This window comes from Streptomyces hydrogenans, assembly GCF_014656075.1.
Taxonomy (GTDB): domain Bacteria; phylum Actinomycetota; class Actinomycetes; order Streptomycetales; family Streptomycetaceae; genus Streptomyces; species Streptomyces hydrogenans.
Window position 1 is genome coordinate 63410 of sequence record NZ_BNBS01000008.1, and the last position, 20899, is coordinate 84308.

Annotated in this window: 17 protein-coding genes; 14 read left to right on the plus strand and 3 right to left on the minus strand. The window is 72.5% G+C overall.

Going from position 1 to position 20899, the window contains the following annotated elements; all coding sequences use genetic code 11:
* Positions 1 to 62 precede the first annotated feature (62 nt).
* The 5 genes from IE321_RS06035 (at position 63) to IE321_RS06055 (ending at position 8277) form a co-directional block, all read left to right on the plus strand.
* The gene (locus IE321_RS06035; RefSeq protein WP_373316607.1) at positions 63 to 1571 is read left to right on the plus strand and encodes a diaminobutyrate--2-oxoglutarate transaminase family protein; all 1509 of its coding nucleotides are present in this window, start codon (positions 63 to 65) and stop codon (positions 1569 to 1571) included.
* A gap of 38 nt (positions 1572 to 1609) precedes the next feature.
* Positions 1610 to 3487 (plus strand): IucA/IucC family protein, encoded by a 1878-nt coding sequence (locus IE321_RS06040; RefSeq protein ID WP_190222038.1) that lies wholly within the window; start codon positions 1610 to 1612, stop codon positions 3485 to 3487.
* Positions 3488 to 3592: 105 nt separating this feature from the next.
* Positions 3593 to 4378 carry a GNAT family N-acetyltransferase gene (locus tag IE321_RS06045; protein ID WP_190222039.1) on the plus strand — a complete coding sequence of 262 codons (786 nt, stop codon included), beginning with the start codon at positions 3593 to 3595 and terminating at the stop codon, positions 4376 to 4378.
* 60 nt (positions 4379 to 4438) lie between these two features.
* Complete coding sequence (locus tag IE321_RS06050) at positions 4439 to 6253, plus strand: IucA/IucC family protein (protein ID WP_190222040.1); 1815 nt, start codon at positions 4439 to 4441, stop codon at positions 6251 to 6253.
* Between the two features lie 50 nt (positions 6254 to 6303).
* On the plus strand, positions 6304 to 8277 hold the full coding sequence (locus IE321_RS06055) for an ATP-dependent DNA helicase (protein ID WP_190222041.1): 1974 nt from the start codon (positions 6304 to 6306) through the stop codon (positions 8275 to 8277).
* Positions 8278 to 8412: 135 nt separating this feature from the next.
* Here the strand turns inward: IE321_RS06055 and lexA are convergent, their stop codons facing one another.
* Positions 8413 to 9201 (minus strand): transcriptional repressor LexA, encoded by a 789-nt coding sequence (lexA, locus tag IE321_RS06060; protein WP_031010805.1) that lies wholly within the window; start codon positions 9199 to 9201, stop codon positions 8413 to 8415.
* Positions 9202 to 9646: 445 nt separating this feature from the next.
* Here lexA and nrdR point away from each other — a divergent pair, with 445 nt between their 5' ends.
* Both nrdR and IE321_RS06070 read left to right on the plus strand, forming a co-directional pair.
* On the plus strand, positions 9647 to 10153 hold the full coding sequence (gene nrdR, locus IE321_RS06065; RefSeq protein ID WP_043227284.1) for a transcriptional regulator NrdR: 507 nt from the start codon (positions 9647 to 9649) through the stop codon (positions 10151 to 10153).
* 173 nt (positions 10154 to 10326) lie between these two features.
* Positions 10327 to 13224 (plus strand): vitamin B12-dependent ribonucleotide reductase, encoded by a 2898-nt coding sequence (locus IE321_RS06070; protein WP_043227282.1) that lies wholly within the window; start codon positions 10327 to 10329, stop codon positions 13222 to 13224.
* A gap of 124 nt (positions 13225 to 13348) precedes the next feature.
* On the opposite strand, the gene IE321_RS06075 is transcribed toward IE321_RS06070, so the two are convergent.
* A complete protein-coding gene (locus IE321_RS06075) occupies positions 13349 to 13879 on the minus strand; it encodes a TerD family protein (protein ID WP_190222042.1) in 531 nt (176 codons plus the stop codon).
* A gap of 243 nt (positions 13880 to 14122) precedes the next feature.
* Here IE321_RS06075 and IE321_RS06080 point away from each other — a divergent pair, with 243 nt between their 5' ends.
* Complete coding sequence (locus IE321_RS06080) at positions 14123 to 14728, plus strand: YdbC family protein (protein WP_043227300.1); 606 nt, start codon at positions 14123 to 14125, stop codon at positions 14726 to 14728.
* A 4-nt stretch (positions 14729 to 14732) separates the two neighbouring features.
* On the opposite strand, the gene IE321_RS06085 is transcribed toward IE321_RS06080, so the two are convergent.
* Positions 14733 to 15425: a TetR/AcrR family transcriptional regulator gene (locus IE321_RS06085; protein WP_190222043.1), complete on the minus strand. Its 693-nt coding sequence runs from the start codon at positions 15423 to 15425 to the stop codon at positions 14733 to 14735.
* A 92-nt stretch (positions 15426 to 15517) separates the two neighbouring features.
* Between IE321_RS06085 and IE321_RS06090 the strand changes: the two genes are divergently transcribed.
* From IE321_RS06090 to IE321_RS06115, 6 genes are all read left to right on the plus strand, one after another.
* Positions 15518 to 17134 (plus strand): ABC-F family ATP-binding cassette domain-containing protein, encoded by a 1617-nt coding sequence (locus IE321_RS06090; RefSeq protein WP_190222044.1) that lies wholly within the window; start codon positions 15518 to 15520, stop codon positions 17132 to 17134.
* 33 nt (positions 17135 to 17167) lie between these two features.
* Entirely contained in the window at positions 17168 to 17827 is a 660-nt protein-coding gene (locus IE321_RS06095; RefSeq protein ID WP_043227278.1) for a histidine phosphatase family protein, read from the plus strand.
* 12 nt (positions 17828 to 17839) lie between these two features.
* Positions 17840 to 18754 (plus strand): ADP-ribosylglycohydrolase family protein, encoded by a 915-nt coding sequence (locus IE321_RS06100; protein ID WP_190222045.1) that lies wholly within the window; start codon positions 17840 to 17842, stop codon positions 18752 to 18754.
* A 169-nt stretch (positions 18755 to 18923) separates the two neighbouring features.
* Positions 18924 to 19244, plus strand: coding sequence for a hypothetical protein (locus IE321_RS06105; RefSeq protein ID WP_372470200.1), 321 nt, complete (start codon positions 18924 to 18926; stop codon positions 19242 to 19244).
* Positions 19245 to 19432: 188 nt separating this feature from the next.
* Entirely contained in the window at positions 19433 to 20140 is a 708-nt protein-coding gene (rnhB, locus tag IE321_RS06110; protein WP_043227275.1) for a ribonuclease HII, read from the plus strand.
* 106 nt (positions 20141 to 20246) lie between these two features.
* A complete protein-coding gene (locus IE321_RS06115; RefSeq protein WP_190222046.1) occupies positions 20247 to 20870 on the plus strand; it encodes a hypothetical protein in 624 nt (207 codons plus the stop codon).
* Positions 20871 to 20899: the final 29 nt, after the last annotated feature.

Consider the following 20899-nt stretch of genomic DNA (forward strand, 5'->3'; position numbering starts at 1 on the left):
GAGCACGGCCGGGCGGCCCGCCGATGTGCAACGCAACTGTTACCGCGGGAGGACACCGAGCCGTGGCCGTGACCGAATCAGCTCCAGCCACCGCCCCCACCCGGCCCCCGGCCCCCGGCGCGGGCCCGGCCGCCGCCGAAGGCCCCCCGACAGGTCCGGCGCCGGCCGGTCCCGCCGCGTCCACCCGGCGGGGATACGGCACGGCGGCCGGGGGCGGGTACGAGGCCATCCTGCGGCGCCAGACGCAGCGCGAGTCCGCCGCCCGCACCTACGCTCGCTCGCTGCCGATCGTCCCGGTCCGGGCCCGCGGTCTGACCATCGAGGGCGCCGACGGCCGTCGCTACCTCGACTGCCTCTCCGGCGCCGGCACCCTCGCGCTCGGCCACAACCACCCGGTCGTCCTCGAAGCCATCCGCAAGGTCCTCGACTCCGGCGCCCCCCTCCACGTCCTCGACCTCGCCACCCCGGTCAAGGACGCCTTCACCTCCGAGCTGTTCGCCACCCTCCCGCCGGAACTCGCCGCCGACGCCCGGATCCAGTTCTGCGGGCCCGCCGGCACCGACGCCGTCGAGGCCGCCCTGAAACTGGTCCGCACCGCCACCGGCCGGCGCGGCCTGTTCGCCTTCACGGGCGCCTACCACGGCATGACCGCCGGGGCCCTCGCCGTCTCCGGCGGCGCCGACGACGTCCGCGTCACCCGGCTCCCGTACCCCCAGTCGTACCGCTGCCCCTACGGCGTCGGCGGCGAGCGCGGCGCCGAACTCTCCGCCCGCTGGACCGAGACCCTCCTCGACGACCCCAAGAGCGGCGTCACCATCCCGGCCGGGATGATCGTCGAGGCCGTCCAGGGCGAGGGCGGCGTCCTCCCCGCCCCCGACGCCTGGCTGCGCCGCATGCGGAGCATCACCGCCCGGCACTCCGTCCCCCTCGTCGTCGACGAGGTCCAGACAGGCGTCGGCCGCACCGGAGCCTTCTGGGCCGTCGAGCACAGCGGCGTCGTCCCCGACGTCATGGTCCTCTCCAAGGCCATCGGCGGCTCCCTCCCGCTGGCCGTCATCGTGTACCGCTCCGGGCTCGACGCCTGGGAACCCGGCGCCCACGCCGGCACCTTCCGCGGCAACCAGCTCGCCATGGCCGCCGGCACGGCCACCCTCGCGTACGTCCGCGAGAACCGCCTCGCCGAACGGGCCGCCACCCTCGGCGCCCGGATGCTCGGCCGTCTCCAGGGCCTCCAGGCCGCCCACCCCTGCGTCGGCGACGTCCGCGGCCGCGGCCTCATGATCGGCATCGAGCTCGCCGACCCCGAGGCCGCCGGCCCCGACGCCGCCGTCCCGCCCGCCGCCCCGGCCCTCGCCCGGGCCGTCCGGCAGGAGTGCCTCGCCCGCGGCCTCATCGTCGAACTCGGCGGCCGCCACTCCGCCGTCGTGCGCCTCCTTCCCCCGCTCACCCTCACCGACGAGCAGGCCACCGCCGTCCTGGACCGATTCGCCGACGCCCTCGCCGCCGCCGAACGGGCCCACGTCCCCCGGCCGCCCGCCCCCCACCGGCCCGCCCCCGGACCGTCCCACTGAACCGGACCGCCCACGGCCCCCTCTCCAAGGAATCCCGCGTGAACGCCACCCCCACCACCCAGCTGACCGAGACCGCGACCCACCCCGACGCGGAGGAGCCCACGGTCCCGCGCCAGCACACCGGCCCCAGCCTCCCGAGGACGTCCCGCCCCGGAGCGGCACCGGCCACCGACCCGCACCGGCCCGGCACCCCCGCCGCCGACCCGCTCGACGACCCCGACCCCCAGCGGGCCGCCGACACCGCCGCCGTCGAGAACCTCCTCCGCTGCTGGGTCCGGGAGAAGAACCTCCCCGCCCCCGACGCAGGCACCCTGCGCATCCCCCTCGACGCCAGCGGCACCGCCCTCCTCGTCCCCGTCCCGTACTGGTCGCCCACCGGCTGGCACCGCTTCGGCACCCCCACCCTGGAGGGCCTCCCCTCCTCCGCGCCCGCCGTCGACGCCGTCACCCTCGCCGCCCTCCTCAGCCGCGAGACCGGCCGCGCGGAGGCCACCGAACTCGTCGGACGCGTCGCCGACTCGGCCCGCCGCACCGCCGACTTCCTCGCCGCCGGCCGCCGCGACCCCCGGCCCCACCCCGCCGCCGACCTCTTCCTCGCCGCCGAACAGTCCCTCCTCCTCGGCCACCCGCTCCACCCCACCCCCAAGAGCCGCGAAGGACTCTCCGAGGCCGAGTCCCGCCTCTACTCACCCGAACTCCACGGCTCCTTCCCCCTCCACTGGTTCGCCGTCGACCACGCGCTCCTCGCCTCCGACTCCGCCTGGACCGAGCAGGGCCGTCCCGTCACCGCCGAACAGCTCGCCACCGGCCTCGCCGAAGGACTCGCCCACCCCGCCGGCACCACCCCCCTGCCCCTGCACCCCTGGCAGGCCCGCGAACTCCTCCACCGCCCCGACGTCCAGGCGCTCCTCGACCAGGGCCTCCTCCACGACCTGGGCCCCCACGGCAGCCACTGGCACCCCACCTCCTCCGTCCGCACCGTCCACCGCCCCGGCGCCCGCGCCATGCTCAAGCTCTCCCTCGGCCTGCGCATCACCAACTCCCGCCGAGAGAACCTCCGCAAGGAACTCCACCGAGGCGTCGAGGTCCACCGCCTCCTGCGCACCGGACTCGTCGACGAGTGGCAGGCCGCCCACCCCGGCTTCGACATCGTCCGCGACCCCGCCTGGCTCGCCGTCGACGCTCCCGACGGCACCCCCGTACCCGGACTCGACCTGATGATCCGGCACAACCCCTTCGGCCCCGGCGACGACGCCGTCTGCCTCGCGGCCCTCACCTCCCCCCGTCCCTGGCCCGGCACCCCCGGCATGAGCTCCCGGCTCGCCGACCTCGTGCACCGCCTCTCCACCCGCACCGGCCGCCCCGTCGCCGCCGTCGCCGCCGAGTGGTTCCTCCGCTACCTCGACCAGGTCGTCCGCCCCGTCCTCTGGCTCGACGGCCACGCCGGCATCGCACTGGAAGCCCACCAGCAGAACACCCTGGTCCTCCTGGACACCGACGGCTGGCCCGCCGGCGGTCGCTACCGCGACAACCAGGGCTACTACTTCCGCGAGTCCCACCGGGCCGAGCTGGAGAGCCGCCTCCCCGGCATCGGCGCCGACAGCGACACCTTCGTGTCCGACCAGGTCACCGACGAGCGCTTCGCCTACTACCTCGGCATCAACAACGTCCTCGGCCTGATCGGCGCCTTCGGCGCCCAGCACCTCGGCGACGAGCGGATCCTGCTCGCCGCCTTCCGCTCCTTCCTCACCTCCGCCACCGGTCTCGGCTCACCCCTCCCGCACCGCCTCCTCGAAGCGGCCACCCTCCGCAGCAAGGCCAACCTCCTCACCCGCCTCCACGGCCTCGACGAACTCGTCGGCCCCGTCGACACCCAGTCCGTCTACGTCACCATCACCAACCCCCTCCGGGCCTGAGCCCCGGGCGGCCCATCCCTCGCCGCCCACGGCCGCACCGCATCCACCGGCGCGTCCCCCGCCCCTCACCGCGGGGACGCCCACGACCCACGGAAGACCCGCCCCATGTCCATACATCCGGACCACGGACACCACGCCGGCCACGAAGCCGACACCACGGCCGCCGCCCTCACCGCCGAACCGCCACGGGCCGACCCGGCGGGGGACGACACCCTCGACCTCCGCGTCGACGACCTCGTCGCCCTCCTCACCGGCGGACGGCCGACACCACCGGCCACCGCCGCCCCCACCAGCGACTCCGGCGACAGCCGGCTCGACGGCGACCTGCTCGACTCCGTCGCCTCCTGGGCACCGGCGGACACCCGCTTCGGCGGCTTCCGCCTCGTCCCCGTCCGCCTGGGACGCGACCTGCCCCTGCTCGCGCGGTGGATGAACGACCCCGCCGTCGCCGCCTTCTGGGAACTCGCCGGGCCCGACACCGTCACCGCCGACCACGTCCGCGCCCAGCTCGAAGGCGACGGCCGCAGCGTCCCCTGCCTCGGCGTGCTCGACTCCACGCCGATGAGTTACTTCGAGCTCTACCGCGCCGACCTCGACCCGCTCGCCCGCGCCTACCCGGCCCGCCCGCACGACACGGGTATCCATCTCCTCCTCGGAGGCGTCACGGACCGTGGCCGCGGCGTGGGCACCGCACTCCTGCGAGCCGTGGCTGATCTGGTCCTCGACCACCGTCCCCGCTGCACCCGCGTCGTCGCCGAACCCGACATCCGCAACACCCCCTCCGTCTCGGCCTTCCTCAGCGCCGGCTTCCGCTACGCGGCGGAAATCGACCTTCCCGACAAACGAGCCGCGCTCATGATCCGTGACCGGGCCCTCCGTCACGTTCTGTGAACACCCTCTGTCTTTGATACACCGCTCGACCCACAGCGGTTCCCACTTCGAGGAGTCTTTGTGACGACGTCCCCAGCACCCCACGACTCCGCACGACCCGCGGCCACCCCTCCCGTCCCCGAACTGCTCGCGCCCCCCGAGCTCAACCCCACCGCCTGGACCCGCGCCTCCGCCCGCACCCTCGCCAAGGCCCTCGGCGAGTTCGCCTACGAGGAGATCCTCACTCCCGTCCCCGCCGACTCTCCCGACCGGTACTCCCTCGCCCTCGACGACGGCCGCGTCCTCGCCTTCACCGCCCGCCGCGGCGCCTACGGCGGCTGGCGCGTCGACCCCGACACGATCACCCGCGACGGCCACCCGCTGACCGACCCCCTCGACCTGCTCGTCGGCGCCCGCCGCCTCCTCGGCCTCGACGGCGCCACCCTCGGTCACCTCATCCGCGAGCTCTCCACCACCCTCGCCGCCGAGGCCCGCCTCGACCACACCGCCCTCACCGCCGACCGCCTCGCCGACCTGTCCTACGCCGCGCTCGAAGGCCACCAGACCGGACACCCCTGGCTCGTCCTCAACAAGGGACGCATCGGCTTCTCCGCCGGCGACGCCGCCCGCTGGGCCCCCGAAGCCCGCCGCGCCACCCGCCTCCCATGGATCGCGGTCAGCGACCGCATCGCCGCCTACCGCGGAGTCGAAGGACTCGACACCCCCGACCAGCTGTACGCGGGCGAACTCGACCCGCCCGTCCTCGACGCCTTCCGCTCCGCACTCACCGCCCGCGGCTTCGACCCCGACACCTACCTGCTGCTGCCCGTCCACCCCTGGCAGTGGGACGAGGTCCTGCTCCCGCTCTACGCCCCCGCCATCGCCGCCGGCACCCTCGTCCCGCTCCCCGCCGACGGCGACCTCCGGCTGCCGCAGCAGTCCATCCGTACCTTCCTCAACACCAGCCGACCCGACCGGCACACCGTCAAACTGCCGCTCTCCGTCCTCAACACCCTCGTCTGGCGTGGACTCCCCACCGAACGCACCCTCGCCGCCCCCGCCGTCACCGCCTGGGTCCACGGCCTGCGCGACGCCGACCCCTTCCTCCGGGACGAATGCGGCGTGATCCTCCTCGGCGAGGTCGCCTCGGTCACCGTCGAGCACCCCCTCTACGACCGGCTGCCCGAAGTCCCGTACCAGTACAAGGAGCTGCTCGGCGCGATCTGGCGCGAACCGCTCCGCCTGCCGCCCGGCGAGCGCGCCCGCACCCTCGCCTCCCTGCTCCACACCGATCCCGAGGGCCGCGCCTTCGTCGCCGAACTCGTCGAGCGCTCCGGTCTGACCCCCGCCGTGTGGCTCCGGCGCCTCTTCGCCGCCCTGCTGCCGCCCCTGCTCCACTTCCTCTACCGCTACGGCACCGTCTTCTCCCCGCACGGCGAGAACGCGATCGTCGTCTTCGACGAGCAGGACGTCCCCGTCCGCCTGGCGATCAAGGACTTCGTCGACGACGTCAACATCAGCGCCCACCCGCTCCCCGAGCACGGGACGATGCCCGACGACGTCCGGGCCGTCCTCCTCACCGAGGAACCCGGCTTCCTCACCCAGTTCATCCATTCGGGGCTCTTCGTCGGCGTCTTCCGCTACCTCGCCCCGCTGTGCGAGGAACAACTCGACGTCCCCGAAGCGGACTTCTGGGCCCTCGTCCGGGCCGAGATCATCCGCCACCAGGAACGCTTCCCCGAGCTCAAGGACCGGTTCGAGCTCTTCGACCTGCTCACGCCCCGGATCGAACGGCTCTGTCTCAACCGCAACCGGCTGCACATGGACGGCTACCGCGACCGCTCCGACCGCCCCCACGCCGCCGTCCACGGCACCGTCCCCAACCCCCTCGCGTGATCCGGAGGGGTGCCTCCGCTGTCGGTGCGGCCCCTTAGGCTGGGAACGCTATGACGAAGCCATCCCTCCCCGACCTCCTCCACGCCGCCGTCGCCGCCGTCGGCGGCACGGAGCGGCCCGGCCAGGTCACCATGGCCGAGGCCGTGGCCGAGGCCATCGACGACAACTCCCACCTGCTCGTCCAGGCGGGCACCGGCACCGGAAAGTCGCTCGGCTACCTCGTGCCGGCGCTCGCGCACGGGGAGAGGGTGGTGGTGGCCACCGCCACCCTGGCGCTCCAGCGCCAGCTCGTCGAGCGCGACCTGCCGCGGACGGTCGACGCGCTCCACCCGCAGCTGCGCCGCCGCCCCCAGTTCGCCATGCTCAAGGGCCGGTCGAACTACCTGTGCCTGCACCGTCTCCACGAGGGGGTCCCGCAGGACGAGGAGGACGGCCTGTTCGACCCCTTCGAGGCGGCCGCCCCCACCAGCAAGCTCGGTCAGGACCTGCTCCGGCTGCGCGACTGGTCGGACGAGACGGAGACCGGAGACCGGGACGACCTGACGCCCGGCGTCTCCGACCGGGCCTGGGCCCAGGTCTCGGTCTCCTCCCGGGAGTGCCTCGGCGCGAGCAAGTGCGCCTACGGGGCGGAATGCTTCGCCGAGGCGGCCCGTGAGCGCGCCAAGCTCGCCGACGTCGTCGTCACCAACCACGCCCTGCTCGCCATCGACGCGATCGAGGGCGCCCCGGTGCTGCCCCAGCACGAGGTCCTGATCGTCGACGAGGCGCACGAGCTGGTCTCCCGGGTCACCGGCGTGGCCACCGGCGAGCTCACCCCGGGCCAGGTGAACCGGGCGGTCCGCCGGTCCGCCAAGCTGGTGGACGAGAAGGTCGCCGACCAGCTCCAGACCGCCGCCGAAGGCTTCGAGCGGGTCATGGAGCTGGCCCTGCCGGGCCGCCTGGAGAAGATCCCGGAGGACCTGGCGTACGCGCTGATGGCGCTGCGCGACGCGGCCCGCGCCGTGATCACCGCGCTCGGGAACACCCGCGACCGCTCGGTGCAGGACGAGGACGCCGTCCGCAAGCAGGCGATGGCCTCGGTCGAGACGGTGCACGGCGTCGCCGAGCGGATCACCCAGGGGTCCGAGTACGACGTCGTCTGGTACGAGCGCCACGACCGCTTCGGCGCCTCGCTCAGGGTCGCACCGCTCTCGGTCTCCGGACTGCTGCGGGAGAAGCTCTTCACCGAGCGCTCCGTCGTCCTCGCCTCGGCCACGCTCAAGCTGGGCGGCGACTTCAACGGGGTGGGCGCCTCGCTCGGCCTGGCCCCCGAGGGCACCACCGGGGACGACCTGCCCGTGTGGAAGGGCATCGACGTCGGCTCCCCGTTCGACTACCCCAAGCAGGGGATCATGTACGTCGCCAAGCACCTGGCCAAGCCCGCCAGGGACGGCGACCGCGGCGACATGCTGGACGAACTCACCGAGCTGATCCAGGCAGCCGGCGGCCGGACCCTGGGGCTTTTCTCCTCGATGCGTGCGGCCCAGCTGGCGGCGGAGGAGCTGCGGAGCCGCATCCCGGAGTTCCCGATCCTGCTCCAGGGCGAGGACACCCTCGGCGAGCTGATCAAGAACTTCTCGGCCGATCCGCAGACCTGTCTCTTCGGCACGCTGTCGCTGTGGCAGGGCGTGGACGTGCCGGGGCCCAGCTGCCAGCTGGTCGTCATGGACAAGATCCCGTTCCCGCGCCCCGACGACCCGCTGATGAGCGCGCGCCAGAAGGCGGTCGAGGAGGGCGGGGGGAACGGCTTCATGGCCGTGGCGGCGACGCACGCGGCGCTGCTGATGGCCCAGGGCGCGGGTCGCCTGGTCCGCGCGACCGGTGACCGGGGAGTGGTGGCCGTCCTCGACCAGCGGCTCGCCACCGCGCGGTACGGCAGCTATCTGAAGGCTTCGATGCCCGACTTCTGGTACACGACCGACCGCAACCAGGTGCGCAGGTCGCTGGCGGCGATCGACGCGAAGGCGAAGGCCGACGGCGCCTGAGCCGCCGGACCCGGGCACACCTCCGGCCCCGGCGGTGAACCGGGGCCGGACGCGAGCCAGGAAAGCGGGAACGTACAGCGAGCCCCGGGACCGGCGCAGTGGGTCCCGGGGCCCGGTCCGAGCCGGCGGGTGAGGTCAGACCCGCCGCAGTACGGCGACCACCTTGCCGAGGATCGTCGCCTCGTCGCCGGGGATGGGCTGGTACGCGGCGTTGTGCGGGAGCAGCCACACGTGGCCGTCCTCGCGCTTGAAGCGCTTCACGGTGGCCTCGCCGTCGAGCATGGCGGCGACGATGTCGCCGTTCTCCGCGACGGGCTGGCGGCGGACCGTGACCCAGTCGCCGTCGCAGATGGCGGCCTCGATCATGGAGTCGCCGACGACCTTGAGGACGAAGAGCTCGCCGTCACCGACCAGCTGCCGGGGGAGGGGGAACACGTCCTCGACGGACTCCTCGGCCAGGATGGGGCCGCCAGCCGCGATCCGGCCGACGAGCGGCACGTACGACGCGGCGGGCTTGCCGGTGGTGTCGGTCGGCTGCGTGCTGGGCTGGTCCGAGCCGCGCACCTCGTACGCCCGGGGACGGTGCGGGTCGCGGCGGAGGAAGCCCTTGCGCTCCAGGGCCATCAGCTGGTGCGCCACCGACGATGTGCTGGAGAGCCCCACCGCCTGACCGATCTCGCGCATCGACGGCGGGTAGCCCCGCCGCTGGACCGAGTCGCGGATGACTTCGATGACCCGGCGCTGGCGGTCGGTGAGACCGGAGCTGTCGGCCCTGATGCCTGGAGGCCTTCCGGGGAGGGCTCGGGCGGGACGCCCGGGCTCCTCGCCGTTCATGGCTGTGTCGTTCATGGCGTGCACCGGCTCGAGTCGGCCCTGGGAGCGGTCCTGGGCGGTGATGGTGGCGCTGTCTGCGGTGGTGGTCACGTCGTCGGCCCCTCTCGAATGGTCTCCCTGGCTGGCACAACGGTAGTAGCTTTCGAAAGGTTGCGCCAAACACACGTTCGAGTGAAAATCCGCAGATTGCCTTACGTGTGCGGGGGTGGGGGTGTATGGGGGTGGGGCCCGAGGGGGCCGAGGGGGCCGCGCCCGCCCTTACGGTAGCCTTCGCCGCTGGGTTGTCCGGCCCCGGCACGCCCTCCCAGTCTCCCATTCGCGGGGCACGGACGCGGCTCCGGGGGTCCCGCGACACGCGGGGGTGTCGCAACGTCCCCAACCCAAGATCTAGTGGTTGGATGTCACCGGCCACCCAGGGATAGTGGTCCCCGGTCTGCCGGGGTGCCGTCCATCGCCTATGCTGGTGGTCGCTTCGAGGGCCTTGACGGGCCTGGCGAGGCTGTTCGGTCATGCCGTGAGGAGAGGGTCGTAACCAATGCACTGCCCCTTCTGCAGGCACCCCGACAGCCGGGTCGTCGACAGTCGCACCACCGATGACGGCACGTCCATCCGACGCCGCCGTCAGTGCACCGACTGCGCCCGCCGTTTCACCACGGTGGAGACCTGTTCGCTCATGGTGGTCAAGCGCTCCGGCGTCACCGAACCCTTCAGTCGTACCAAGGTCATCTCCGGCGTCCGCAAGGCGTGTCAGGGGCGGCCGGTCACCGAGGACGCCCTCGCCAAGCTCGGCCAGCGGGTCGAGGAGGCGGTGCGCGCCACCGGCAGTGCCGAGCTGACCACGCACGACGTGGGCCTGGCCATCCTCGGACCGCTGGGGGAGCTCGACCTCGTCGCGTACCTGCGCTTCGCGTCCGTGTACAAGGCTTTCGAGGGGCTCGAAGACTTCGAGGCCGCCATCGCGGAACTCCGCGTGCGGCCTCCCGCTGAGAAGGGCGGGACCGGCACCCCCGAGGTGTCCGTTCCCGCCGGCGCCGCCGACTGACGGCGGCCCGGGCCCTCGCGGCCCGGCGACCGGCCGCCGTGCGGCCGTGAAGACCTGCCCCGGGCGACCTCCGTGGTGCCCGCGGGTCAAGCAGTACAGAACGTAGTACAGAAGACGGTGCTCTGGAATTATCTGGGCGCCAAAGGGTGTTTTGCCCGTATATGGGAGGCGGCATGACAGAGACGGCGAGCGGCCCGGCACGTGGTTCCCGCACCAAGGGAGCCAAGGCGGCGAGCAAGGGCCTGCGGATCGAGCGCATCCACACCACCCCCGGCGTGCATCCGTACGACGAGGTGAACTGGGAGCGCCGTGACGTCGTCATGACCAACTGGCGCGACGGCTCGATCAACTTCGAGCAGCGCGGCGTCGAGTTCCCCGACTTCTGGTCGGTGAACGCGGTCAACATCGTCACCAGCAAGTACTTCCGCGGGGCCGTCGGCACCCCGCAGCGCGAGACCGGTCTGAAGCAGCTCATCGACCGCATCGTGAAGACCTACACGAAGGCCGGCGAGGACTACGGCTACTTCGCCTCGCCCGCCGACGCCGAGATCTTCGAGCACGAGCTCACGTACGCCCTCCTCCACCAGATCTTCAGCTTCAACTCGCCGGTCTGGTTCAACGTCGGCACGCCCCAGCCCCAGCAGGTCTCCGCCTGCTTCATCCTGTCCGTCGACGACTCCATGGAGTCGATCCTCGACTGGTACAAGGAAGAGGGCATGATCTTCAAGGGCGGCTCGGGCGCCGGCCTGAACCTCTCCCGCATCCGCTCCTCCAAGGAGCTCCTCTCCTCCGGCGGCAACGCCTCCGGCCCGGTCTCCTTCATGCGCGGCGCCGACGCCTCCGCGGGAACGATCAAGTCCGGTGGCGCCACCCGCCGCGCCGCCAAGATGGTCATCCTCGACGTCGACCACCCCGACATCGAGAACTTCATCGAGACCAAGGTCAAGGAGGAGGAGAAGATCCGCGCCCTCCGTGACGCGGGCTTCGACATGGACCTGGGCGGCGACGACATCACGTCCGTCCAGTACCAGAACGCCAACAACTCCGTCCGCGTGAACGACGAGTTCATGAAGGCCGTGGAGTCCGGCGGCACCTTCGGTCTCCGTGCCCGCATGACCGGTGAGGTCATCGAGAAGGTCGACGCCAAGTCGCTCTTCCGCAAGATGGCCGAGGCCGCGTGGGCCTGCGCCGACCCGGGCATCCAGTACGACGACACGATCAACCGCTGGCACACCTGCCCCGAGTCCGGCCGCATCAACGGCTCGAACCCGTGCAGCGAGTACATGCACCTGGACAACACGTCCTGCAACCTCGCCTCGCTGAACCTCATGAAGTTCCTCAAGGACGACGGCAAGGGCAACCAGTCGTTCGACGTCGAGCGCTTCGCCAAGGTCGTCGAGCTCGTCATCACCGCGATGGACATCTCCATCTGCTTCGCCGACTTCCCGACCGAGAAGATCGGCGAGAACACCCGCGCCTTCCGCCAGCTCGGCATCGGCTACGCCAACCTCGGCGCCCTGCTGATGGCGACCGGCCACGCGTACGACTCCGACGGCGGCCGCGCGCTCGCCGGTGCCATCAGCTCCCTGATGACCGGCACCTCGTACAAGCGCTCCGCCGAGCTCGCCGCGGTCGTCGGCGCCTACGACGGCTACGCCCGCAACGCCGAGCCGCACCAGCGCGTCATGAAGCAGCACGCCGACGCCAACGAGACGGCCGTCCGCGTGGACGACCTGGACTCGCCGATCTGGGCCGCCGCCACGGAGGCCTGGCAGGACGTGATCCGCCTCGGCGCCAAGAACGGCTTCCGCAACGCCCAGGCGTCCGTCATCGCCCCGACCGGCACCATCGGTCTCGCGATGTCCTGCGACACCACCGGCCTCGAGCCCGACCTCGCCCTGGTCAAGTTCAAGAAGCTCGTCGGCGGCGGCTCGATGCAGATCGTCAACGGCACCGTCCCGCAGGCCCTGCGCCGCCTGGGCTACCAGGAGGAGCAGATCGAGGCGATCGTCGCCCACATCGCCGAGCACGGCAATGTGATCGACGCCCCGGGTCTGAAGACCGAGCACTACGAGGTCTTCGACTGCGCCATGGGCGAGCGCTCCATCTCCGCGATGGGCCACGTCCGCATGATGGCCGCCATCCAGCCGTGGATCTCCGGCGCCCTCTCCAAGACCGTGAACCTGCCGGAGACGGCCACGGTCGAGGACGTCGAGGAGGTCTACTTCGAGGCGTGGAAGATGGGCGTCAAGGCGCTCGCGATCTACCGCGACAACTGCAAGGTCGGCCAGCCGCTCTCCGCCAAGAAGAAGGAGGACGAGAAGGCCGAGGTGACCGCGAAGACCGAGGCGACGATCCGCGAGGCCGTCGAGAAGGTCGTCGAGTACCGCCCGGTCCGCAAGCGTCTCCCGAAGGGCCGCCCGGGGATCACCACCTCCTTCACCGTCGGTGGCGCCGAGGGCTACATGACCGCCAACTCCTACCCGGACGACGGTCTCGGCGAGGTCTTCCTGAAGATGTCGAAGCAGGGTTCGACCCTCGCGGGCATGATGGACGCCTTCTCCATCGCCGTCTCCGTCGGTCTGCAGTACGGCGTGCCGCTGGAGACCTACGTCTCGAAGTTCACCAACATGCGCTTCGAGCCGGCCGGCATGACGGACGACCCGGACGTGCGGATGGCGCAGTCGATCGTCGACTACATCTTCCGCCGCCTGGCGCTGGACTTCCTGCCCTTCGAGACCCGCTCCGCGCTCGGCATCCACTCCGCCGAGGAGCGTCAGCGTCACCTGGAGACCGGCTCCTACGAGCAGTCCGACGAGGACGTGGACGTCGAGGGCCTGGCCCAGTCCGCCCCGGTCGCCACGGAGCTGAAGGCCGTCGCCGCCCCGGCTCCGGTGGTCAAGGCCGAGGTTCCGGCCCCGAAGCAGGCGCACACCTCGGCGGAGCTCGTCGAGATGCAGCTCGGCATCAGCGCCGACGCCCCGCTCTGCTTCTCCTGCGGTACGAAGATGCAGCGCGCCGGCTCCTGCTACATCTGCGAGGGCTGCGGCTCCACCAGCGGCTGCAGCTGACCTGAGGCGATGAACCCGCCGGGAGTGATCCCGGCGGGCGGGCGGTGGGACCGGACGCCGGTTCCGCCGCCCTTCGTCGTGTCCGGACCGTTCCGGCGGGCGCCGGGGCGGTGGGAGCGCCGGGTCAGGCGCGCGCGGAGCCCATGAGCGAGCCGAAGGTCGCCGGGTCGGTGTCGAACCCTCGGGACAGGCGTCGGAAGGTCCAGCCCGCCGAGCCGTCCCGGGTGAACTCGACGACCGTCGCCGCGGTCGCGTCGGCGGCTGCCGAGAGGTCGTCGTCGAGCAGTTCGGTGTAGCCCTCGCTGACCCGCACGGCGGTCTGGGCTATGGAGCCGAAGACGATCCGGCCGCCGGACTGCTGTATCGCCACGCCGACCACGACGCGGACGTAGCGCGGCGCGAGCCGGTCGAGCTCCAGGGTCATCGCCTCGTCGTAGCCGAATCCCTGCCCCGTGCGGCTGTCGCGGAGGAGGGTGATCGTCCCGTCGGGGGAGCGGCTGCCGAAGTGGACCAGCTGGGCGGGCGTCCCGTGCGGGTCGTCGGCGGTGAAGACGGCGGCGACGAGGTCCAGGTCGTGCGCGGGCGCGCCCGCCGGCGCCGGGTCCCACTTGAGCGCCACCTCGACCTTGCCGACGCCCTTGTTGAGTCCGCTCACGATGCTTCCCCTCTCCCCGATCACCTGTGCGGGCCCGTCGCCCCGGGTCCTTCTTCATGGTGTCACGCACGTAGGACAGTTGGGTCGGCTGAGGTCTCCGAGTGCTGTTCCGGGGCGGGACGTGCCGGAAACTCGACGCCCGACTGGCCTGAAAGGAAGGGGTGCCTGACGGCACCTCAAGCGCCGTTGTCCATCTGGGGCGACGGTCTGCCGGGGCGCTCCCCTGACCCGTACGATGGCGCGGTGCTGGTCAAGTGGATTCGCTGCGCCGTCGTGGACCGTCGAGGGTTCGAGCGGGGGCAGCGGAAGTGGGCGGGGCTGCTCGGGGAGCCGGGTTTCCGGGGGCAGGGCGGCGGTTGGAGCCGCGCCCGCCCCGAGGTCGCGCACATCTTCTCCTTCTGGGAGAGCCGGGCCTTCTACGACTCCTTCATGGCCCGCTCGCACGACCGGCTCGCCGCCGCGCAGTCCGGCACGTTCAAGGACGCGCAGATCAAGCTCTTCGACCACCGCTTCGACGTGAAGACCGGCTTCGAGCCGAAGTTCGCCGACGCGGACGTCGCGCGGGTGGCGCACTGCCGCGTCCATGAGGAGCGGGTGGAGCACTTCGCCCTCATGCAGGAGAAGGTGTGGAACCCGGCGATGGCCGGGTCCCCCGGCATGCTGCGGGGACTCTTCGGCGAGTCGCCGGGCCACGAGTTCCTGGTGCTCTCCCTGTGGAACTCCGCTGCGGAGCACGGCAAGTACCGCGAGGAGCGGGTCGAACGCCTCGGCCTGCGGGCGCAGACCGAGGCCGACGTGGCCGCGCTCACGGGTGACGTGGTGCGGCTCGAACCGACCTGGACCGTCTGACCGTTCAGCTCCCGGCGGCGGACGTGCCGACGGCCGCGCCGGGGGCCGACGCCTGGCCCGGGCGCTCGGTCCGTCTGCCGAAGACGCCCGCGTTCACCGCTGCCAGCGCCGCGTCCGCGGCCTGGTCCGCCACGCTCTCGTCGACGGGTTCACGGGTGACGAAGAGGCGGAGGAAGAGAGGGGCGGAGACCGCCCGGACCACCGCCCCGGCGTCCGTGGCGGCGGGGGCCTCGCCGCGGTCCATCGCCCTGGTCACGACCTCCTCGCAGCGGCGGAACCGCTCGGCGTAGAAGGAGCGCAGGGCGTCTGCGGCGCGCGGTGACTGGAACGCGGCGCCGACGAAGGCGGTGGGCGCGGCGGCATGGGCCGGGTCACTGAACCCCTCGACGACCTCGCGGGCGAGGGCGCGCAGGTCGCCGGCGAGGCTGCCGGTGTCGGGCGGAGTCCACGCGTCCTCCCCGGCGAGGTCGAGGGCGTCGGCCACCATGCCCTCCACCCCGCCCCAGCGGCGGTAGAGCGTCGTCTTGTGCACGCCGGAGTGCTCCGCCACGTACTCCACCGTCAGGGCGGGGTACCCGTGTTCCGTGAGTCCGGTCAGGACGGCGTCGCGGACGGCGGTCCGGGTGCGGGCGGTGCGTCCGCCGGGGCGCCGGCTGCCTGGCGCGGGGGCGCCGGAGTCTTCACTCGTCTCGCTCAATTGCTACTCCCGTTGCATTAGTGGTTCCGAGTGTGCCACACTCGCCATTAACGCAACAAGGGTTGTGTTTGCATTCCGTTCCGGGAGGTGCCATGCCTGCACAGATCTCGCTCCACGACGTGACCGTCTCCCGTGGGGAGCGGCTACTCCTCGACGACGTCTCGCTCGCCGTCCGCCCCGGCGAGCGCGTGGGAATCGTGGGGGAGAACGGCGCGGGCAAGTCCACCCTCCTCCACCTGCTCGCCGGCAGGATCGCGCCGCACGAGGGGCGGGTCACAGTCCTGACCGACGGCGGCCTGCGGCTCGTCCACCAGACCCCCGAGCTGCCGCCGGAGGACACGGTGGCCGACGCCGTCGACGCCGCGCTCGCCGACTTACGTGCCATGGAGGCCCGACTGCGCGCCCTCGAGGCTCGCCTGGACCGCGCCGCCGCCGACGACCTCGCCGCATACGGCGAACTGCTCACCGCCTACGAGCTCCGCGGGGGATACGAGGCCGACGCCCGCGTCGACAAGGCGCTGCACGCCCTCGGGATCGCCCACATTGCCCGGGACCGCAGGCTCGGCAGCCTCTCCGGAGGGGAACAGGCCCGGCTCGGCATCGCCTGCGCCATCGCCGCCGCACCCGAGGTCCTCCTGCTCGACGAACCCACCAACCACCTCGACGCCGGGGCGCTCGACTGGCTGGAGGAGTCCCTCCGGAGCCACCGGGGGACGATCGTCGCCGTCTCCCACGACCGCGTCTTCCTGGAGGGAGTCACCACCGCCCTCGTCGAGGTCGACACCGACCGGAAGGCCCTCGTCCGGCACGGTGAGGGATACGCGGGATTCCGCGCCGCACACGAGGCCACCCGCCGTCGCCGGCGGCAGGAGTACGAGGAGTGGCGTGCCGAGACCGAGCGCCTGGAGGCCTACGCGGAGGGAGCGGCCCACTCCGTCGCCGCGGGCCGGGACATGAAGGACAACAACAAGATGGCCTACGACCGGGCCGGCGGCCGCGTCCAGGCATCCGTGTCCGGACGCGTCCGCAACGCCCGGGAGCGGCTGCGCAGGCTCAGGGCGGAACCGGTGTCCGAGCCGGCCCCACCCCTGGCCTTCACCGCCCGCCCCCAGGCCGGAGCGGCCCACGGCGAACTGCTCGCCCTGCGCGGGGTCCGGGTCGACGAACGGCTCGCCGTCGACGACCTCACCCTCCGGGCCGGCGAGCGGCTCCTCGTCCACGGGGAGAACGGGGCCGGCAAGTCCACCCTGCTGCGCGTCATGGCGGGTCGGCTCACGCCCGACGCGGGTGAGGTGAGGCGACAGGGAAGGATCGGCTTCCTCTCCCAGGAGGTGACCGTCCGACGGCCCGCCGAGCCCCTGCTCACCGCCTTCGGCCACGGACTGGGACTCGGGCTCGACGAGGACGGCCTGGCCGAACGGCTCCTGTCGTACGGACTGTTCCGGCCGGACGACCTCATCGTGCCGCTGGGAGCCCTCTCCGCGGGACAGCTGCGCCGGCTCGCGCTCGCACGGCTGCTCGCCCGCCCCGCGGACCTGCTGCTCCTCGACGAGCCCGCCAACCACCTCGCCCTCGGTCTGGTCGAGGAGCTGGAGCGGGCCCTGGAGGAGTGGCCCGGGGCCCTCGTGGTGGTCTCGCACGACCGCGGACTGCGGCGCGCGTTCACCGGGCGGATACGCCGGATGGACTCCGGCCGCCTCCTCGACTGAGCCGAACGGGGCGTCTCCCTCTAGGGTCGGAGCATGGCACGACCGCGGCGCATCGTTCTCGTACGGCACGGAGAATCCGAAGGCAATGTCGACGACACCGTCTACGAACGGGAGCCCGACCACGCCCTCCGGCTCACCGCGACCGGGCGGCGGCAGGCGGAGGAGACGGGGGAGCGGCTGAGGGAACTCTTCGGGGACGAGGCGGTCAGCGTGTACGTCTCGCCCTACCGGCGGACCCACGAGACCCTCCACGCCCTCAAGCTGCCACCGGGGCAACTGAGGATCCGAGAGGAACCGCGACTGCGGGAACAGGACTGGGGCAACTGGCAGGACCGGGAGGACGTACGCCTTCAGAAGGTCTACCGGGACGCGTACGGGCACTTCTTCTACCGCTTCGCGCAAGGGGAGTCGGGAGCGGACGTGTACGACCGCGTGGGGGCGTTCCTGGAGAGCCTCTACCGCAGCTTCGAGGCCCCCGACCATCCCCCGAACGTCCTGCTCGTCACCCACGGGCTGACCATGCGTCTCTTCTGCATGCGATGGTTCCACTGGAGCGTGGCCGAATTCGAGTCGCTCTCGAATCCGGGCAACGCGGAGACCCGGGTCCTGCTGCTCGGGGAGGACGGGCGCTACCGGCTGGACCGCCCGTTCGAACGCTGGTGTACCCCGGAACCGTACGGCCCCACCGGATAGAGTGGCGCACCGATGACCGCTGACTCCTCATTCGACCGGCGCTTCGACCGCGCCCTCGCCAGTCTGCGCGGACTGGCCGTGGGGGACGCACTGGGCTCCCAGTTCTTCGTCCCCGCGCACTACCCCCTGCTGAAGCGGTGCGAACTGCCGCCCGGCCCCTGGCAGTGGACCGACGACACGGAGATGGCCTGCTCCGTCCTGGCCGTCCTCGCCCGACACGACCGCGTCGACCAGGACGCGCTGGCCGCCTCCTTCGCCGACCACCACGACTTCGACCGGGGCTACGGCCCCGCCGTCAACCGGATGCTCCGGTTGATCCGGGAGGGCGGTGACTGGCGCGAACTGTCCGCCGCCCTCTTCAACGGACAGGGATCCTGGGGCAACGGCGCCGCGATGCGCATCGCCCCGCTGGGCGCCTGGTACGCCGACGACCCGGAGCAGGCCACCCATCAGGCCGAGATCTCCGCCTACCCCACCCACCAGCACCGGGAGGCCGTGGTCGGCGCCATGGCCGTCGCCGCGGCGGCCGCCCTCGCGGCCGACCCGGCCGGTCCTCCCACCCCCGAGGCGCTGCTCGACGGGGTGATCGCCCTGGTCCCGCGCAGCGCGGTCGGCGCGGGGCTGCGCCGGGCCCGCGACATGCTGGACTACGGCGACGCCGGCACCGTCGCGGCCGTGCTCGGCAGCGGCCGTCGCACCACCGCGCACGACACGGTTCCCTTCGCCCTCTGGTCCGCCGCCCGCGGCCTGGGCGACTTCGAGTCGACGTTCTGGACGACGGCCCAGGTCGGCGGAGACGTCGACACGACCTGCGCCATCGCCGGCGGCGTGGTGGCCTCCGCGGCCGAGGGCGCGCCCCCCGCCGCATGGCTGGACAGCACGGAGGCGCTCCCCGCCTGGGTGCCCCAGGCTCCCGCCCGGAGCTGAACATCGCGGTGGCCCGGGCCCGCGGGCCCGGGCCACCGCACAGCCCGTCAGGCCACGGGGCCCGCAGCCTCGGCCTTGCCGCTGAGTGATCAGGGCGAGCGAAGTCGGCGAGGCGATCGCACCGCCCACGCCTTCGAGGGCCCGGACGGCGAGCAGGAGACGCGGAGCCGTGCTCGAACGCGCCATCCTGGACACGGCGCTCGACCAGCTGAGCGGCGTCGGCTGGAACGGCCCGACCGTGGAGGGTGTCGTGCACGGCGTCCGCGACGTGAGGAACTCGCGCCCCGGCCTCGCCCTGTGCGCGGCCCTTCACGAGTGCGACGAGGGAGCCGCCGTGTGCCTCCGCACGCTGATCGAGGCGGGCGTCGTCGGCCCCTTGAAAGAGCTCCGAAACAGCTCCTCGGACGCCTCCTGGAGCGCGGGATCGCGCGCGGAGAGGTGTGTCCCGAGGCCCTCGACGGTCTTGTCCTCGATGTCATCCCGGCGATGATGATGCGCCGGCCGAGGGTGTGCGGCAGCGAATGGGTCGACGGCGAGATGGCCGAGGTCGTCGACCGGAACATGCTGCCGCTGGTGCGTTCGTCGCCGTCCTGACCGGGCTCGCGGAGCGGGGGAGGGGCGCCTGACGGGAATCCGGGTACCGCACGCGGTACTCGGCGGCGTAACCTGTCAGGCGCCATGCCGTACGAACCTCCCACCCACACCGTCGAGCGGTCGCTCCGAGCCACCACCGGCGCCAAGATCGTCGCCGGGGTCGACGAGGTCGGACGCGGGGCATGGGCCGGGCCCGTCACCGTCTGCGCGGCCGTCACCGGCCTGCGCCGTCCGCCCGAGGGCCTGACCGACTCCAAACTGATCACCCCGAAGCGACGCACCACCCTCGCCGTCGAGCTCGAGCGCTGGGTCACCGCCTACGCGCTCGGCGAGGCGTCCCCTCAGGAGATCGACGAGCTCGGGATGACCGCCGCCCTGCGCCTCGCGGCCGTCCGCGCCCTCGACGGCCTGCCGGTCCGCCCGGACGCGGTGATCCTCGACGGCAAGCACGACTACCTCGGCACCCCCTGGCGGGTGCGCACGGTGATCAAGGGCGACCAGTCCTGCGTCGCCGTCGCCGCGGCCTCCGTGATCGCGAAGGTGCGGCGGGACGCCATGATGGCCGAGCTGGATTCCGTCGCCGACTGCACCGGCTTCGGCTTCGCGGCCAACGCGGGCTACCCTTCGCCCGTCCACAAGGCCGCCCTCGAAGAGCTGGGACCCACCCCGTACCACCGGCTCTCCTGGTCCTACCTGGACGCCATGCCCCGATGGCGCCACCTCAAGAAGGTCCGTCTCTCCGCGGAGGCGGCCGCTCTGGAGAGCGGGGGCCAACTCGGCTTCGACTTCTGATCTTCCGGCCGCGGAACCTCACCGACGAGGATCCGAAGGACCGGGGGCGCACCTGTGTGCCCACCCGACGGTGCCGTCCGAAACGGCATTTGATAGACATCCACCCATGCCTCTCCCTCCCGAGGAGCCTCAGATTCACGAGAGCGCCCAGGGTCCTAGCGCCACCGCGGCCGCCGGCCGCCCCGCGTCGACCCCTCGTCCCGTACCCGGCCCGCGTTCCGCGGCCACCCCGCGTCCCGGTGGACCGGTTCCCGGCCCGGCCCGTCCCGGACCGCCGGCCCCGCGTCCCGTTCCGGGCCCGCCCGCGCCCAAGAGCCGTCCGGAGAATCGTTCCGGCGACGGCAGCCCCCAGCTCCAGCTCATCCCGGCTTCCGCGGACGGCGCTCTCGACGCCGCCGAGGAGGCCCTCGACCTGCTGCTGGACAGCGGCAGGTCGCCCGGTGAGGTCCTGGTGCTCACCACCGGCGATCGCCACCCCTGGACCGCGCACGAGCTGTCCTTCGGCGAGTCCTCCTACTGGGCCCAGCAGGAGACCGCGGAGGACGTGTTCTTCGCGGACGCCGCCTCGGTGGAACGGGTCACCGCCCGCCCCGTGGTGATCGTCGCGGTCAACGGCGGCGACGACGTGGCCGCCCGTGCCCTGCCCGTCGCCCGGTCCCGCGCCGGTGCCCTGCTCGTGGTCTGCGGAGACCCGGAGCGGGTCGGCACGGTCCTCGGCGCCGGAGTCTGACCGGTCGCGTCTCCGCCGGACCGGCAACG

Coding starts and splice junctions, on each gene's coding strand:
- rnhB (WP_043227275.1), top strand. CDS start 19,433: ATGCCGTACGAACCTCCCACCCACACCGTCGAGCGGTCGCTCCGAGCC.
- IE321_RS06045 (WP_190222039.1), top strand. CDS start 3,593: ATGTCCATACATCCGGACCACGGACACCACGCCGGCCACGAAGCCGAC.
- IE321_RS06115 (WP_190222046.1), top strand. CDS start 20,247: ATGCCTCTCCCTCCCGAGGAGCCTCAGATTCACGAGAGCGCCCAGGGT.
- IE321_RS06100 (WP_190222045.1), top strand. CDS start 17,840: ATGACCGCTGACTCCTCATTCGACCGGCGCTTCGACCGCGCCCTCGCC.
- IE321_RS06095 (WP_043227278.1), top strand. CDS start 17,168: ATGGCACGACCGCGGCGCATCGTTCTCGTACGGCACGGAGAATCCGAA.
- IE321_RS06070 (WP_043227282.1), top strand. CDS start 10,327: ATGACAGAGACGGCGAGCGGCCCGGCACGTGGTTCCCGCACCAAGGGA.
- IE321_RS06090 (WP_190222044.1), top strand. CDS start 15,518: ATGCCTGCACAGATCTCGCTCCACGACGTGACCGTCTCCCGTGGGGAG.
- nrdR (WP_043227284.1), top strand. CDS start 9,647: ATGCACTGCCCCTTCTGCAGGCACCCCGACAGCCGGGTCGTCGACAGT.
- IE321_RS06055 (WP_190222041.1), top strand. CDS start 6,304: ATGACGAAGCCATCCCTCCCCGACCTCCTCCACGCCGCCGTCGCCGCC.